Genomic DNA, 16,516 nt, shown 5'->3' on the forward strand with positions numbered 1-16,516 from the left:
CGTAACGTAGTAATGTGATATTGCACTGACAACCCCTCAGACACCGTCAACCGCTCCGGACTTCAGAACTCCGAGGGACACTGCGGGCCCCGCCCCCGGCTCGCGCAGCGTGCGCAGGAGGAGCCAGCCGAGCGCGGGCAGCGCGATGAGGGGCGCGAGAGCGACCCGCAGCGAGGCGGTGTCGGCGACGGCCCCGATCAGCGGGCTGACGAGGCCGCCGATGCTCACGGTCAACCCCAGGGTGACGCCGCTCGCTGTCCCCATCCGCCGGGGCAGGTAGTCCTGGCCGAGGGTGATGTGCAGGGAGAACGGCACGTACAGACCGGCCGAGGCGAGCGCGACGAAGCCGTACAGGAGCGGCCCCGGCACGAGGACGACCCCGGCCACCGCGAGGACCGTCAGGGCGTACGACCACCGGACGACCGGGAGGCGTCCGTGCCGGGCGGCGAGCCGACCACCCGCGACGGTGCCGACCGCCCCGCCGACGTAGAGCACGAACAGCGCGGCCGTGCCGGAGACTTCACCCCCACCGGTGCGCTCGCGCACGTACAGCGCGATGAACGTGCTCAGCCCGGTGAAGACGATCGAACGGCAGACGATCGCACCGGACAGCCTGACGAAGGACGGCCAATCGTCCTCGGCGACCACTACCGGACGCGCCTCCTCGGAGGCCGTCGCCTCCCGCGCCCTGACGCTCCGCAGCGCGGCCACGCACAGCACCGCACCCACGAGGGCGGGCACGACCAGGAGCGGCGACGCGCGCAGGCCACCCGTGGCGACGACGGCGGAGACCAGCAGCGGCGCGGTTGCGAAGCCGGCGTTGCCGCCCAGCGAGAAACAGCTCATGGCGGTGTGGCTGCCCCGGCTCGCCTGCCGCGCCACCCGCGCGGCCTCCGGGTGGTACGCGGCGACGCCGATGCCGGACACAGCGACGGCCAGCAGGGTCAGCGCATAGCTCCCGCCCACCCCGGCGAGGGCCACCCCGGCCCCGCCCACCAGCGTGCTCACCGGAAGCAACCACGGCATCGCCCACCTGTCGGTGAGCGCGCCGAACAGCGGCTGCACCACGGAGGAGAGCAACGAGGCGGCGAGCACGATGCCGGAGGCGGCGGCGTAGGTGTAGGCACGCTCCGAGACGAAGAACGGCACCAGGGCGGCGACAGCTCCCTGATAGACGTCCACGCAGGCGTGGCCGAGGGAGAGCAGGGTGATGGGGCGCGGGCGGCGGGAGGCGGGGCGGGTGGGGGCGCGGCCGCGTCGGGTGCGGCTCGCGTCCGTGGCCTGGTGCGCCGCGCTCGTCGGCGCGCTTTCGGCCGCGCTCATCGGCCTGCTCATCGCCACGTTCTTCGCGGTGGCCTCCGCGGCGTTCTCCGCGGTGGCCTCCGCCCCGTTCTTCGCGGTGGCCTTCTTCGCGGAGCGCTTCGCCGCATCCGGCGTCCGATTCATCGACATCGGCTCATCGTCGTCACCAGCCGCCTTGGCCCGCTTCCGATAAGGTGCCAATCTGTGCCGAACATCCGCCACACCCCCGCCGCACCCACCGCCACCCGCACGCTGGCCCCCGGCGAGCGCATCGACGCACACCGCCACGACGACCACCAGATCGTCTACGCGGGCTCCGGCGTCGTGGCCGTCACCACCGACGCGGGCACCTGGTTCGCGCCGGGCACCCGTGCCATCTGGGTCCCCGCCGGATGCACGCACGCACACCGTGCTCACGGCCATCTCGCCCTGCATCTGGTCGGGCTGCCCGCCACCACAAACCCCCTCGGCCTCGCCGCCCCGACCGTCCTCGCCGTCAGCCCCCTGCTGCGCGAACTGATCCTGGCCTGCACCCGGACCCCGCTCGACGCGTCACCGGAGCGCCGCCGCCTGCGCGCCGTACTCCTCGACCAGCTACGCGCTTCGCCACAGGAACCCGTGCAGTTGCCCGCCCCTTCGGACCCCCGCCTCACGGCCGTCTGCGATCTGCTGCGCCGCGACCCCGCCGACCCACGCGGGCTGGGCCAGCTGGCCCTCGCGGCGGGCGCGGGCGAACGCACCCTCAGCCGGCTCTTCCGGCGCGAGCTCGGCATGACGTTCCCCCAGTGGCGCACCCAGCTCCGCCTCTACCACGCACTGCGCATGCTGGCCGACGGCACAGCGGTCACCACGGTCGCGCACCGCTGCGGATGGTCCTCCACCAGCGCGTTCATCGACGTGTTCCGCCGGGCCTACGGATACACGCCCGGCACCCACCACCGCCGCGACTGATCTTCGGCGCACGCGTCCTCAACTACCGCGTGTGCACGGACCCTTGGCAGCACCAGTGCCATGTGAAATATTACTGCCGTGCTCACGGGACACCCGTCCGGACCACCGGACCTCTCGGACCCTTCAGACCCCTCGTACCGCACGGACCTCGTCATCGTCGGGGCGGGCGTGGTCGGCGCGGCCTGCGCCTACTACGCCGCCCGCGCCGGACTCCACGTCACCGTCATCGACCGCGGCCCCGTCGCCGGCGGCACCACCGGAGCGGGCGAGGGCAACCTCCTCGTATCCGACAAGGAGCCTGGACCAGAGCTCGAACTCGCCCTGTTTTCCGCCCGGTTGTGGCGGGAACTCGCCGCCGAGCTGCCCGCGCGCATCGAGTACGAGACGAAGGGCGGCCTGGTCGTCGCCTCCACCGAACCGGGCCTCGCCGCACTGCGCGACTTCGCCGCGCGGCAGAGGGCCGCGGGCGTGGAGGCCGTCGAGGTCCCTGCCGACCGCCTCACCGACCTCGAACCGCACCTCGCACCCGGCCTCGCCGGCGGTTTCCACTACCCGCAGGACGCGCAGGTGCAGCCCGCCCTCGCCGCCGCCCATCTGCTGCGGGCGGCCGCCGACGCCGGACGCCTCACACTGCGACTCGGCGAGGAAGTGACCGGGTTCCTCACCGGCACGAGAGGCGAAGTGCGGGGCGTACGGACGCACCGGGGCGAGGCGCGGGCCCCGCACGTGCTCAACGCGGCGGGCACCTGGGGCGGTCAAATCGCCCGCCTGGCCGGCGTGGACCTGCCCGTACTCCCCCGGCGCGGCTTCGTCCTCGTCACCGAACCGCTGTCGCGCGTGGTGCGCCACAAGGTGTACTCCGCGGAATACGTCGCCGACGTCGCGAGCAGCTCCGCGGCGCTGCAGACCTCCGCCGTGGTGGAGGGCACTCCGGCGGGCCCGGTACTGATCGGGGCGAGCCGGGAGCGGGTGGGCTTCGACCGCACGCTGTCCGTCGAGGTCCTGCGGCGCCTCGGGGCCCAGGCCCTGGGGCTGTTCCCCGTGCTCGCCGAGGTGCGGGCGATCCGCACGTACGCGGGGTTCCGGCCCTACCTCCCCGACCACCTCCCGGCGATCGGCCCCGACCCGCGTGTCCCCGGCCTGCTGCACGCCTGCGGCCACGAGGGGGCGGGCATCGGCCTCGCCCCGGCCACGGGGGCGCTGATCGCCGCGATGCTGACGGGCCGCGAACCGCCCCTGCCAGTAGGCCCGTTCGCCCCGGACCGCTTCGCTCGGGAAGGTGCCGCACGATGAGCTGCCGCCGATCCTTCACCGTGCACAGCCCTCCTTTCTCCCACGGCGCCACACCCGCGCCCGACGTCATACCCACGTCCACGCCCCCCGCCGAGAGGAACCGGCCCCATGGCACGTGACGACCGGACCCCCGCCGATCTCGTGGGTGCCGCCACCGACGCCACCTTCCCGATCACCTTCGACGGGCGCCGCATCGACGCGCGGCCGGGCCAGTCCGTCGCCGCCGCGCTCTGGTCGGCGGGGATCCTCGCCTGGCGGACCACGCGCGACGGCGGGCGGCCGCGCGGGGCGTTCTGCGGGATCGGCCAGTGCCACGACTGTCTCGCGACCGTCAACGGGCAGCCCAACCGGCGCGCCTGCCTGGTCACCGCCCGCCCCGGCGACACGGTCACCACCCAGGAAGGACACGGTCATGCCGGGCTCGGCAGCTGAGACCCCACAGGGGCCCTCACCCACGTCACCCGAGAGGCCAGGGGCGCGCACCGGCCGCGACGAGCGGTACGACGTCGTGGTGCTCGGCGCCGGACCGGCGGGTCTCGCCGGTGCCGTACGGGCGGCGGAACTCGGTTTGTCCGTAGCGCTGTTGGACTCCGCAGCCCAGCCCGGCGGACAGTTCTACCGGCACCCGGACCCAGCCGCGCGCGCCACGCGCCCCGAGGCCCTCCACCACGATTGGCCCCTCTTCGCCGACCTGCGCGACCGCTTGGAGGCAAGTGACGCCACGCCGCTCTTCGGCCACCACGTGTGGACGGTCACGCGCGAGGCCGAGGACCACTGGTCCGTCCACGCCCTCACCGGCGAGGACGGACAGGGCCGGGCCCCTGTCGTCGTGCGCGCCCGAACCGTCCTCCTCGCGACCGGCTCGTACGAACGTCATCTCCCTTTCCCCGGCTGGACGTTGCCGGGCGTGGTGGGAGCGGGCGGCGCCCAGGCCATGCTCAAATCCGGTCTCGCCCTGCCCGGCAGGCGCGTGGTCGTCGCGGGCAGCGGCCCCCTCCTGCTCGCCGTGGCCGCTTCCCTCACCGCGGCCGGGGCCGAGGTGCCCGAACTCATCGAGGCCGCCGGCTATCTCGGCTACGCCCGCCACCCGGCCGTACTCGCCGCCCAGCCACGGAAGTTGACGGAGGCCGCGCTCCACGGCTCGGCGCTTCTGCGCCACAGAGTGCGCCTGCGCACCCGGCACGCGGTGACCGAGGCGCACGGAACGGATCGAGTGACGGCGGTGACCGTGTCCCGCCTCGACCACGACTGGCGGCCGGTGCCGGGTTCGGGCCGCCGCATCGCCTGCGACGCGCTGGCCGTCGGCCACGGCCTGGTCCCGCAGATCGACCTGGCGACCGGCCTCGGCTGCACCACCCGCCGCACGGCCGACGGCACGCACGCGCTGGCACTCGGGCCGCTGCAGGAGACGTCCCTACGTGGAATGTGGGCGGCAGGCGAGACCTCGGGGGTGGGAGGCGCACAACTAGCCATGTACGAGGGCGAGTTGGCCGCCCTTGCCATCGCCGCCCGACTGACCGGGCGACGCCCCGCCCCCGTCGCGCACCTGCGCACGCTGCGGCGCGGCCGCGACCGGATGCGCGCCTTCGCGGACGTCATGGCCGCCGCGCACGCGCCGGGTCCCGGCTGGACGCGGTGGCTCTCCGACGACACGGACGTGTGCCGCTGCGAGGAAGTCCCGGCGGGCCGCGTCCGCGAGGCCGTCACGGAGTACGGGGCCCGTGACGCGCGCACCGTGAAGCTGCTCACCCGGGCGGGCATGGGCTGGTGTCAGGGCCGGATGTGCGGACCGGCCGTGACCTGCCTCGCCGCGTCCTCGACGCCCCCTTCTTCCTCGCCCTCCCCCTCTCCCTCCCCCTCCCCCTCCCTCTCTTCCTCCGACGACGCCTCCCGCCCCTGCCCCGCGCAGGCCCCCGAGCCCCCGGACCGCCGCCCCCTGGCCACGCCCGTACCGCTCGCCGCCCTCGCCGCCCTCGCCGCGCTCCCGGAACCACCGGAGTCCCCCCACCCTGACGCCAACGACGTACCCAGCCCTGACAGCACCAGCACTCCCACCAGCTCGCCGCACCCGACAGAAGGGCACCCCTCATGACCGCCGCCACGACCTCCGCCACCTGGACCGCCGAACGCCCCTGGCGCGGCATCATGGTCGCCACCGCGCTCCCCCTGCGCGAGGACTTGTCCGTCGACTACGACGCCTACGCCGAGCACGTCCGCCACCTCATCGGCAACGGCTGCGACGGCGTCGTCCCCAACGGCTCCCTCGGCGAGTACCAGACCCTCACCGACGACGAGCGCGCCCGCGTCGTCCGTACCGCCGTCGAGGCCGCGGGCGACGGGGCCCGCGTGATGCCCGGCGTGTCCGCGTACGGCAGCGCCGAGTCCCGCCGCTGGGCCGAGCAAGCCGCGGCGGAGGGCTGCGGCTCGGTGCTTCTGCTGCCGCCGAACGCCTACCGCGCCGACGCGCGTTCCGTGCGCGACCACTACGCCGAGGCCGCCAGGGCCGGCCTGCCCGTGGTCGCCTACAACAACCCCCTCGACACCAGGATCGACCTGACGCCGGACCTGCTGGCCCGACTGCACGGCGACGGCAGCGTCGTGGCCGTGAAGGAGTTCTCCGGGGACGTCCGCAGGGCGTATGAGATCGCTGAACTCGTCCCCGACCTCGACCTGTTGGTCGGAGCGGACGACGTCCTGCTCGAACTCGTCCTCGCGGGCGCGGTCGGCTGGATCGCGGGCTACCCGAACGCCTTCCCCGCCGCCTGCGCGGAACTCTACGACGCCGCCCGCGCCCACGACCTCACCACGGCGCTGCCCCTCTACCGCTCGCTGCACCCGCTGCTGCGCCAGGACTCCAAGACGGAGTTCGTGCAGGCCATCAAGGTCTCGATGGACATCGTGGGCCGTCGCGGCGGGCCGACCCGCCCGCCGCGCGCACCGCTGTCCGGCCCCACGGAGGCGTTCGTGCGGTCGGCCACCGAGAAGGCGATGGCGGCCGGCCACCGCTGAGCCCGCCCCTCCGAGTCCCGCCTCCGAGGCTCGCATCCCGTGGCCCGCCTCTCTGAAGCTCACCGCCACCGAGACCCACCGCCGCCGCGCCGAGACCGACAACCGGAAGGGTTCCATGCGCACCTGTCACGTCTTCCACGCCGTCGACTCGCACACCGAGGGCATGCCCACGCGTGTGATCACCGGGGGCGTCGGGGTGCTCCCCGGCGCCACCATGGCCGAGCGCAGGCTCCACTTCATCGAGCACCTGGACCACCTGCGCACCCTGCTGATGTACGAGCCGCGCGGCCACTCCGCGATGAGCGGCGCGATCCTCCAGCCCCCGACCCGCCCCGACGCCGACTACGGCGTCCTCTACATCGAGGTCTCCGGACTGCTTCCCATGTGCGGCCACGGGACCATCGGCGTGGCCACCGTCCTGGTCGAGGCCGGCATGGTCCAGGTCACCGAGCCGGTCACGACGGTCCGCCTGGACACTCCGGCGGGCCTGGTCTCCGTCGACGTACACGTGTCCGACGGCGCGGCCACCTCGGCCACCCTGACCAACGTCCCCGCGTTCTGCGTCGCACTGGACCGCAAGGTGGAGGTGGCGGGGCACGGCACGATCACGTACGACCTGGCGTACGGCGGGAACTTCTACGCGTTCGTCCCGCTCGACGCCCTGGGGCTCCCGTTCGACCGGGCGCGCAAGGACGAGCTTCTCGCGGCGGGCCTCGCCGTCATGGACGCGATCAACGCGTCGCCGGACCGCCCGACCCACCCCGAACAGCCGGACATCACCGGGGTCAAGCACGTCTATCTGGCCGCCCCGGGTTCGGACGCCCACCGTTCGCGGCACGCGATGGCGATCCACCCGGGCTGGTTCGACCGCTCGCCGTGCGGGACGGGCACGTCGGCGCGGATGGCGCAGCTGCACGCCCGCGGCGAACTCCCGCTGGACCGGGACTTCGTGAACGAGTCGTTCATCGGCACGGAGTTCACCGGGCGGCTGATCGCGCGGACGGAGGTGGCGGGCCTGCCCGCGGTCGTCCCCCGGATCACCGGCCGCGCCTGGATCACGGGCACGGCGCAGTACTTCCTGGACCCCGACGACCCCTTCCCCGCGGGCTTCCTCCTCTGAGTCCGCCACCATCGCCCCGAAGCCGCCCAAGGTCCTCGCCCAGCTCCCAACTGGCAACGTGACATTGTACTTTGGTGATCCGCGCGAGCACGGGCACCACGGGCACGGGGACCACGGGCGCGGGAACCACCGGAGGGGACACCATGGGGCACCTGAAGCAGAAGAACCTCATCACCACCAGGGAGCGGCTGCGCGACCAGGTCGGCCACGCCCTGCGAGCCGCCCTGATCTCCGGCGAACTGCGCCCCGGCGAGATCTACTCCGCGCCCGGCCTCGCCGAGGACTTCGGCATCTCGGCGACGCCGGTCCGCGAGGCGATGCTCGACCTGGCCAGGGAGGGGCTTGTCGAGCCCGTCCGCAACAAGGGCTTCCGGGTCACCGAGGTGAATGAGCGCGACCTCGACCAGTACACGGAGATCCGCGGCCTGATCGAGGTCCCCATGATCGGCCGGATCACCCGTACCGCTGCGCGGGAGGATCTGGAGGTGCTGCGTCCGGTCGCAGAGGAGATCGTCCGCGCCGCCCGCGACCACGACCTCATCGGCTACCTGGAGGCCGACCGCCGCTTCCACCTCTCGCTCCTCGCCCTGTCGGGCAACGACCGGCTGGTCGAGACGGTCGGCGACCTCCGCAAGCGCTCCCGCCTCTACGGGCTGACGACCCTGGACGAACGCGATCAGCTGAGTCCGTCGGCCGAGGAGCACATCGAGCTGCTCGACCTGATGCTGTCCGGCGACGCGAAGGCCGCGGAGCGCTGCATGGCGCGCCACCTGGGACACGTGCGCTCCCTGTGGGCCGAGGGCCGCACCACACTCCCGGGCGACGCGCACTCCTGATACGACGCGCGCCGCAACGCAAAAGAACCCCAGATGAACTGGGGTTCCTGCTGGTGGGACGTTCACGAGATCCCTTGACCAGGCGTAACGGGGTCAATTGATGTTGAGGTTCCCGCGAGTCGCAAGATCATCCCCCAAGAATATGCACACGCAATTATTCGATGGGATGCGCTGGCCCCTGAGGTAGCTCGTCCCGCGCAACTTCATGCAGGCACTCTCTGCGTCTCACAGCTCGCACAGGCAGCATGAGCTGGAGGGTCCCATGCTCGACTGCACCTGGACCAAGCTAGGCCGGTCACAAAAGGCCAGCATCACCCTCGGTTACGACCGCATGGCCGTAGAGCCACCATCGCGCTCGAGGTTTTGGGTAACCCCGTACCACGCACCGCGTGTGCGAGCGCGCCTACGCCTACGCGGACAGCGCAGGGAACACGACCACCGAGCCGTCCTTGTTGCGGGCAATCTCAATCGCCACGTCTGTCGTGCGGCTGTCGACCATGACGCCGTCGCCCAGCTTGCGAATCCGGTTTGCCGCGCGCATCAGGCGATCGACTTCACCGGTCGTGAAGACGGGCCGCAGACCTTGCGGACCTGCCAGCTCCAGCGCCGACAAGCGATCCAGGACACCGGCAATGCTCGACTCCAGTTCGTCGAGGCGCTGCTGGTCGCGCTTGAGCTCGCGGGCGAAGTTCTCGAACAAGTTGTCAGGGTGGTCCTGGGCATGCTCGACAACCTGCAGGACGACGACCCGCCGCTTCAGCGCAATGGCCAGGGCAGCGAGTTCGAGGTGGGCGCGGAACATGCCGCCATGCTCGTCGACGCCGGGGAATGACTTGGCCAGCGTGCTGATCTCGACGGACTTGCCCTCGGGCAGCTTGTCGAGTGCGCTCTGCCACCGGGCAAGGCGGCGGTCAGCGGCGCCCAGCGCCGTGTTGATGGCGTGCACTGCCGAGTCCAGTCCCAGGGAGACTCCGAGCTTGCCCTGGTCGAGCAGAATGGCGGTGGCTTTGTCGATGGCATCGCGGCAGCCGTCGAGTTCGCTGTGCTCCTCTTCGAGCTTCTGTTCGTGCAGCTGCTCCAGCAGTTCTGTGATGTGTTCGATAGCCTGCTGGCGCTTGTAGTCGGCATGCGCGCTCACACCCACCGCTACGGCCATGAGCACGAGCGGCGCGGCCACGGTGAGCGCCGCGCTGCCGGCGGCCGCGACGCCAGCTGTCGCACCGGCTCCGCCGACCGCGCCTGCTGCCGCCGCTTTACCGACTGGCACGAACGTCGCATTGGCGGCGATGCCCGTCGAGTTCATGAGTGCACTGTGGATGCCACCGGCCGCCGCCTTCGACGCCATCGGGCGAACGATGCCCTGGCCGAACTGGGCGGCAACCTTCGCCGGAACCACCATGCGATACAGGTTTTCGCCTGCAGCGGTCGCCCTGGCCGCCGTAAGGGAACTTCGCGTCGATTGCGTGATGAACTGTGACAGGTGCTGCGCCAGGGGACTCGCGGCATCGAGCGGGATACCTCGGCTGCGGTCGAGCTTGTCGGGCAGCGGATGCACCTCAAGTGTGGCGATCGGCGCGTCGGCCAGGGCGGCCAGCACGCCGCGCAGTTCAGCCAGGCGCTCAGCCGTCATCAGCCCGTCTCCGGCCAAAGCTGGCACCCGGACGTCATCGGTCGCCAGCGTCCACACCGGAACCGCTGCCTTGCGATGGTCAGTCATCGTCTCCCCCTTGTTTTCCAGCAACAGCGTACGGCTGACGTCCGACAAGAACGGCATGAACCTCGTGTATGCAGCTACGGGCTCTGTCTCCCGGTGAATTGACGATCTCGCAACGTAGGCACGGCGCCCACCTGCAATGATCTGGCCGGGACCGGCGGCTCGTGGTGCGGGCCGACGAGACCCATTGAGCACGCGGGAATCGCACGCTGCGAAAGATCGCGGACCGCCGACGGCCGCGTAGCAGCCTCAGAGTCGCCCTGACCACAGCGTTCCCAATCGATCGCCTGCGTCAGCATCGAACTCAACTCGGGCGTGGCGTTGCAAATACCCAATTCGCGGACTCCGTTGGCCTCTCGCCCGAAGTCAGCATCTACCCTGAGGCGGAGTCAGGTAGCTCCTGCCGAGGCAACGCTCCGGCAGCCGACAAGGGGTGGCAAGTGACAGCGGATGTCCGTGGGCCGGCATGGGCACTCGAGGGATTGGGCGTGCGGTCCGGGCGCTATCCCCTGGCGGTGGAGGGCCCGGTGATGCGGGCGGTGGACCGGTTGGTTCCCGGAGTGTCCACGGTGACCCGCTACATCCGATACCACTCGCTGTATGCGGCGATCGCGGCGCATGCGGAACGGAACGCGTGGGACATCACCGCGTGCCGCCGGGCTGTCCGCCGCAGCGAGGTCCTGCTGGCGGCGCTTCAGCACCACACGGAGACTGATCCGGCGTGGCTTGCCCACGGGGTCGACCGGGTGCGGCGCTTCTGCACGGGCGAACTGGAACTCGCGCGAGCCGCCGACGAGGAGCAGCTGAGCCAGTCGTACTCACCCCGCCGCTGGGGCTTTTGGGACCAGTACGGCGGACCCGCCGCGGTGCTCGGAACCGTGGACGTCCGGGACGGAGTGCTCAGACCCGGCCGGCACGCGTGCCCTCCCGCGGTCAAGGAGCTCTTCGCCCCTCTGCTGTCTCTCGCGGCGCGGGATGTCGTGTCCTTCGCCGACCTGGAGACAGCGGGGCAGGCGGCTCTTGGTGTCCCGTGTCCCGCCGAGCGGGAATGGCTGACGGACGTGCTGACCGCAACTCGCGGTGGAGGAACCCAGGCGCAGGGGGACTGGGAGGCGTCCGACCGCACTCGGCGTGCGACCCTCCGTATCCTCGGTCGGGCTATCGATCTCCACGGTCATGAGGGCGACGGGTATCAGGAGACGCTGCGCTCCGCGGTGGCCTTCGGTGGCGAGGCGACAACGGATCCCGTTCTGGCGGCGATTCCCGAGACGGCCGGTTGGCGGGGAGTGCTGCTGCGTCATTACTCCGTCGGCGCCTGGCGTCGGCTGTGGGCGGCACTGGTGGCCGGTGTCGGCTCCAAGGACGGCGAGGCCGACCGGTCGGCCGAGGAACTGCGCGACTGGCTGGCACAACAGGTCCCGGATGCGAATGTGCGGCGGGTCCTGGACGACCTGCCTCCGCTCAAGAACGCGGCAGGTCAGTTGTTGCCGGTCGAACGGCAACTCCTGACGCAGGGTGCCGATGCCCCGATGACCAATGTGCTGCTCCTGCTGGTGGGGGCGCTGCGCTCCCGAGAGGGTCATCTGCCAGACGACGTACGGGCCGTCTTCCTGGGCCGTCAGCGGCGCTGGGCCGAGTTCCTCGACCCGACGTGGGTTGACGGCCTCATCAACGACTACGCTGACCGGCCTGTCCGCGACCTGGCCGCCCGGCTGGTGGACGACATGCTCGCTCAGTCCCGCAGAGTCGCCCTCGCGAAGCTGCGCACCGACCCTGCGACCGGCGGGCTGAAGATCTTCTCCCGTCTGCACCTTCGCAACGAGCGTTATTTCAAGACCGGTGACGAAGGAGACTCCGACATCGGCACCCGCATCCCCCAACTGGGCTCCCTGGCGGCGCAGCTGGAGCTCTTCGCCGTCCGCGACAACTGCCACACCCTCACCTCGGAGGGACGGCGCATCCTGGAGACGAACCCATGAGCGCGGCACAGCACACCCGGTTCGCATCTCCCGTAACGCTGCTGAGAGAGTGGAGCGAACGCAGTGATCAGCAGGCGCTGCACGAAGCGCTCTTCCTCGGTTTCACAGTTGATCTTCCCTTCCTGGAGAAGGTCGCCATACCCGTCGCCCGTGGCCTGGGTGCTCGCACTGCGGTGATCGGTGATGCTGCCCAAGGGGTGTACGACCCGGTCGATGTGCGCATGGCCGGCCGCAGCTATCTGCACGGCCTGGCCTCCTGCCAGCGTGCATTCCACCCCAAGTTCGTCCTCCTGGTCGGAGAACACGCCTGCCGGCTCGCAGTGGGTTCGGGGAACCCGACGCTGTCCGGCTGGGGCGCCAACGACGAGCTGTGGACGGTGGTGGAAACCGAGGACGACGACTCCCACGCGCTCCTGGCCGACCTCGCCGACTGGTTGGACGCACTGCCCTCAGCGGTGGAACTGGCCTCCTGGTCGGCGAGTCATCTGGCGGAACTGGCTGCCCTTCTGACCGAGCGGCATGTCAACGCCCCGGCCGGGCCGGAATCAGGTGCCCGGCTTCTGCACAACCTCCAGGAGAGTCTGCTGGACCAACTGCCTCTCGGGCCTGTCGACGAACTGCACGCCTACGCCCCGTTCGTCGACGAGGCCGGTCATGCCCTCAGCGGGCTGATCGGCCGTCTGACCCCCGGCCGCACCATCCTCGGGCTCCAGCCTCGCTGGTCCAGCTACGACGCCGGAGCGATCAAGAGGGCACTCGGCGGCTTCGACGCGCAGATCCGCTTTCTCGAGGAGGCTCGGATGCGGCACGGCAAGTTCGTCGAGTGGCAGGCCGGCGGCCGCCGATACGCTCTCACCGGGAGCCCGAATCTCACCCGCGCCGCGCTGTGCACCAGCACCCGGGACGGCGGTAACTGCGAGCTCGCCGTACTCGCCGCCGACACCGCGCCGCTGCTTCCCGAACAGGGGCGCATCACCTCACTCGCGAGCCTGACGGGCCGCACCATCCGGCCCTTCCAGTCCACCGGTCACACGCTCGTCCTGCTGGGCGCGAAGACGGACAGCGAAGGCCTGCACGTCTCTCTGGCGCGCTCCCAGCCCCTTCCCGTGGTGATCAGCACGTCTCTGGATGGTTCACCGGGTTCCTGGACGCGGACCGGAACCATTCCGGCGGGGGCCTCGGCCTGTTCCTTCCCGCTGCCCGAGGTTCCTGGTGCGGCCGTTCGCGCCACGTGCGCCCGTCCAGACGGCACCACCGCCGAATCCGCCGTCGTCTTCGTGTACAGCCCCGTGCACTGCGCACGGCGCCACAGCGCCGTCAGCGGTCCCCGACTGAGATACGACTACACGGCGCAGACCCTGTTCGCAGACGAGCGTGCCGCGCGCCGCTTCGAAACCGATCTGCTGCGCCTGCGCGAGCTCACCGCCGGAACGTCCGCTTCCCGGGGGAGCCCGGCGGGAGACACGACAACGGGCTCGGTGACATCGAGTGGCGTCGACCGCTGGGACGCCTACCTCGCCGACTGCCGCGGGATGATCGGGGCGCCGTTGACGGACCTGGCGTTCGGCACCTCGCCGCTCGACCCGCCGCAGGCACCCTCGTCGCGGTGGATCGTGTCGACGGTCTCTCTTGGAGTGCGGGAGGAGGACGAAGAAGAGCACGAGGACGAGACGGAGGAGGTGGACCTCCCCACCACGAGCGAGCTGCTCGCCCCGTACATCGCGCCAGAGCAGCGTGCCCGTTGTCGCGCCTGGGCCCAGCGCTGGGTCGCGGCGCTCACGGGCCCTGACGATTCGGCCGCAGCACCGGTTCCGGTCCGGCTGCTCGTGGCCAACCTGTACGTCCAGCTCCTGGCCGCCGGAGTCTGGGACGAGCAGGACCAGAGCTGGCGCGACGGACTCAGCCGCCTCCTCGAAGCACTCCGTTCCGAAGACCTGGCGGGCGAGGCGGAGCACGATGCGCCGCCCGAGACAGGGCGACGGCTGGATGCGGTGGCGGCCGTGGTGATGACACTGCTCGTCCAGGACGCCACCTTCACCGGCGGCGGTGAGCACGACGTACTCGCGGCCCGCGCCTGGCACGGCGGCAAGGCGATGATCGCGCGTGCCGAGCCCGCCGAGGCGGAGGACCTGATGATCCCGCCGGAGCAGGCGCTCGCCCGTGTCGCGCCCTGGAGCGAGGTGGACAGACTCATCGCTCTGGCGCAGGAAGACGACCCCTACGCGGAGGCGATCGAGGGGCTCACCGCGGCCGGCTGGTCGGTCGTGCGCGAGGACGGGCTCTGGGAGATCACGGGCTCCTTCGGCAATCCGCTTCCGGTCGTGGCCAAGGCCGCCGAACGACTCGGGCGGCACCACGCCGACGGCGTGCTTGTACGAGCCCGCAGCAAGAACCGCTGGGCCTTCATGGCGTGGGCTGACCCCTACTTAGTTCTTCTCAATCCCCCGGCACGCGTCTGGCGCACCTACCAGGTACGGCTCCCTGCCACACCGGAATCACGGTTCAGCGGCGGCGACCTTTCCGCGGTACCCGGCCGCGTCGGTTCCCCGACCCCGCTGCAGAAGGGCCCGCCGGAGGCTCTCAGGAAGATTGTCGTCGAAGCAGGCCTCACTTACCCGGAGTTGGTCAGTCGCCTGTTCACACTCGACACGTGACGGGAAAAGAAAGCGATCAGTGCCGTGACACCACCGGCGACGGACCGTCGAGCGGCTGTTTCCCCTCGGTCGACCTCGTCTCACCGTCACGCCGCTGTTCAAGGCGGGCAGGCGCGATGATGGTGAGAGCCTGTCCCGGAGGCAGGGAGCCGTCCGCCCCGGGCACTTGGCAGCGCGCCAGTCCGTGCCGGTACCACAGTGCGGCCGTCCACGCACAGAGCAGCGCGTCGATGAGGTCCTCCCGATGCTTGTAGTCAGCTGCCTTCTGAGGTGAGGGCTCGGAGAGCAGTTGACGGGAGACCGGGTGGGAGGAGAGCAGGAGGGGCGGATCGGCAGTGGCCAGGCCCGCCATGTGCCTGATCAGCCTGTCGCACTCCGCCGCCCGTACCGCTCGCCCCTGCGCCGTCGGAACTCGTGCCGGTCGGCGCTTGTACGTGGGGCGTTCCTGGTCGCAGCCCAGCTCGGCGGCTCCGACCAGGGTCGTGTACGGATAGCACTCGGAGAAGACCAGACCGTTGGTCGGCGGCCCGCCCCTGCCGTCGTCGTAGGACCAGCCCGACTCCTCCAGCCGTTCCCGCAGCAGCACTCCGGCCTGTCGGGGAGAACTCTGGTTGGTACTGTTCGCGCTCACCTTCCACCGGCCGTACCGCCGGCCGACCTCCTTTTCGCACAAACGCTGACCGGCCGGGTCGTCGACGACCAGCGGTGCGTCGACGAACGCCAGGGTCGATCCGTCGACGGCTGTCCTGGCCAGCCATGACATCGTCTCCTCGAGGCCACGGGTCCAGCCGCATTCGATCACCACGCCGTGCGCGTCGATGGCGGCCACGCCTGTTTCATTGAGCTGGGTGCGGGCTCCGCTCTGCGCCCAGGCGAGGTCGATGCCTATGAACCGTTCGATCCGCATGCATTCGTAGTACCAGAGAACCGGAACCGGCCACCGGTGAGGCGCGGTACTCCTCAGCCAGCGCCCCCATGGTGTGGTGACCGAGGAGATCTCTCACCGGTGCCCGACGTCGCCTCGGGCGGGCCGCCTGCGGACTTATGGACGTCCGGGAGGCGGGAAGGAGGATCGAGCGGCGTCGTCACTTCGCGGGCGCGGGAACCATCTGCACGCTCGTGGCTTCGGAAAGGAGGCTCTGGGTGCTGGGGTGCCGCTGATAAACGGCATCGATTTCCTCCGAGGCTGCCACGTCGTCGGACGGACGGGCGAGCTGCCTGGCGACCGCATCCCTGAGCGAGTCGGCGATCTCCGCGTCCAGCTCGACCACGCGCAGCCCCTCTACGATTCCTGTGCTTGAGTCGACGAGCACCATGTAGGCCATGAAGGGTTTTCCGATCCCTCCAGGCACCCCGACCCTACGGTCGCGCTGCCGATGGGCTTCCCAGGGTGAATCCCCCCAGCCGAGAGAGTCCGATTGGCGGTCTGGTCGGTCCGGGGTCTCGAACCGGTAGCACCACATGAGATGCCTGTTCCCAGGGACAACGGCGAACGTAGCCGCGCCAGTACTAAACGCGTGCTTTTCACCAGCCGTGAGCCCATCGAACGCATAGATGATCTCTACGTACGGGTTGTTGAGTACGAGATTGGCCGCGGATTTCGGCCAGTTGACCTGCTTCGGGTAAGGAGCGCCTACCACCAGCGAGTACCCCATAAT

Annotated in this window: 13 protein-coding genes; 9 read left to right on the forward strand and 4 right to left on the reverse strand. The window is 70.7% G+C overall.

The window, feature by feature from the left end:
* Window positions 1–36: 36 nt before the first annotated feature.
* Window positions 37–1,212: an MFS transporter gene (locus ACZ69I_RS20510; RefSeq protein WP_470833856.1), complete on the reverse strand. Its 1,176-nt coding sequence runs from the start codon at window positions 1,210–1,212 to the stop codon at window positions 37–39.
* Window positions 1,213–1,506: 294 nt separating this feature from the next.
* Between ACZ69I_RS20510 and ACZ69I_RS20515 the strand changes: the two genes are divergently transcribed.
* From ACZ69I_RS20515 to ACZ69I_RS20545, 7 genes are all read left to right on the forward strand, one after another.
* Window positions 1,507–2,253 (forward strand): helix-turn-helix domain-containing protein, encoded by a 747-nt coding sequence (locus ACZ69I_RS20515; RefSeq protein WP_470833712.1) that lies wholly within the window; start codon window positions 1,507–1,509, stop codon window positions 2,251–2,253.
* Window positions 2,254–2,406: 153 nt separating this feature from the next.
* Entirely contained in the window at window positions 2,407–3,546 is a 1,140-nt protein-coding gene (locus tag ACZ69I_RS20520) for an NAD(P)/FAD-dependent oxidoreductase (RefSeq protein WP_470833857.1), read from the forward strand.
* Between the two features lie 108 nt (window positions 3,547–3,654).
* Window positions 3,655–3,978: a (2Fe-2S)-binding protein gene (locus tag ACZ69I_RS20525; RefSeq protein WP_470833714.1), complete on the forward strand. Its 324-nt coding sequence runs from the start codon at window positions 3,655–3,657 to the stop codon at window positions 3,976–3,978.
* Entirely contained in the window at window positions 3,959–5,638 is a 1,680-nt protein-coding gene (locus ACZ69I_RS20530) for an FAD/NAD(P)-dependent oxidoreductase (protein ID WP_470833715.1), read from the forward strand. Before ACZ69I_RS20525 ends, ACZ69I_RS20530 begins: the two co-directional genes overlap by 20 nt.
* The gene (locus ACZ69I_RS20535) at window positions 5,635–6,555 is read left to right on the forward strand and encodes a dihydrodipicolinate synthase family protein (RefSeq protein WP_470833717.1); all 921 of its coding nucleotides are present in this window, start codon (window positions 5,635–5,637) and stop codon (window positions 6,553–6,555) included. The genes ACZ69I_RS20530 and ACZ69I_RS20535 overlap by 4 nt, the downstream gene beginning before the upstream one ends.
* Window positions 6,556–6,670: 115 nt before the next feature.
* A complete protein-coding gene (locus ACZ69I_RS20540) occupies window positions 6,671–7,675 on the forward strand; it encodes a proline racemase family protein (RefSeq protein WP_470833719.1) in 1,005 nt (334 codons plus the stop codon).
* Window positions 7,676–7,818: 143 nt separating this feature from the next.
* A complete protein-coding gene (locus ACZ69I_RS20545; protein WP_470833721.1) occupies window positions 7,819–8,511 on the forward strand; it encodes a GntR family transcriptional regulator in 693 nt (230 codons plus the stop codon).
* A 409-nt stretch (window positions 8,512–8,920) separates the two neighbouring features.
* On the opposite strand, the gene ACZ69I_RS20550 is transcribed toward ACZ69I_RS20545, so the two are convergent.
* Window positions 8,921–10,228, reverse strand: coding sequence for a hypothetical protein (locus ACZ69I_RS20550; protein ID WP_470833858.1), 1,308 nt, complete (start codon window positions 10,226–10,228; stop codon window positions 8,921–8,923).
* Between the two features lie 485 nt (window positions 10,229–10,713).
* Here ACZ69I_RS20550 and ACZ69I_RS20555 point away from each other — a divergent pair, with 485 nt between their 5' ends.
* Together ACZ69I_RS20555 and ACZ69I_RS20560 are read left to right on the forward strand one after the other, a co-directional pair.
* Window positions 10,714–12,204 carry a hypothetical protein gene (locus ACZ69I_RS20555; protein WP_470833723.1) on the forward strand — a complete coding sequence of 497 codons (1,491 nt, stop codon included), beginning with the start codon at window positions 10,714–10,716 and terminating at the stop codon, window positions 12,202–12,204.
* Window positions 12,201–14,858 carry a phospholipase D-like domain-containing protein gene (locus tag ACZ69I_RS20560; protein ID WP_470833724.1) on the forward strand — a complete coding sequence of 886 codons (2,658 nt, stop codon included), beginning with the start codon at window positions 12,201–12,203 and terminating at the stop codon, window positions 14,856–14,858. Before ACZ69I_RS20555 ends, ACZ69I_RS20560 begins: the two co-directional genes overlap by 4 nt.
* A gap of 16 nt (window positions 14,859–14,874) precedes the next feature.
* On the opposite strand, the gene ACZ69I_RS20565 is transcribed toward ACZ69I_RS20560, so the two are convergent.
* Together ACZ69I_RS20565 and ACZ69I_RS20570 are read right to left on the reverse strand one after the other, a co-directional pair.
* Complete coding sequence (locus tag ACZ69I_RS20565) at window positions 14,875–15,765, reverse strand: DUF429 domain-containing protein (RefSeq protein WP_470833725.1); 891 nt, start codon at window positions 15,763–15,765, stop codon at window positions 14,875–14,877.
* Window positions 15,766–15,943: 178 nt separating this feature from the next.
* Window positions 15,944–16,513, reverse strand: coding sequence for a hypothetical protein (locus ACZ69I_RS20570; RefSeq protein ID WP_470833726.1), 570 nt, complete (start codon window positions 16,511–16,513; stop codon window positions 15,944–15,946).
* Window positions 16,514–16,516: the final 3 nt, after the last annotated feature.

Source organism: Streptomyces sp. NPDC036815, assembly GCF_055609205.1.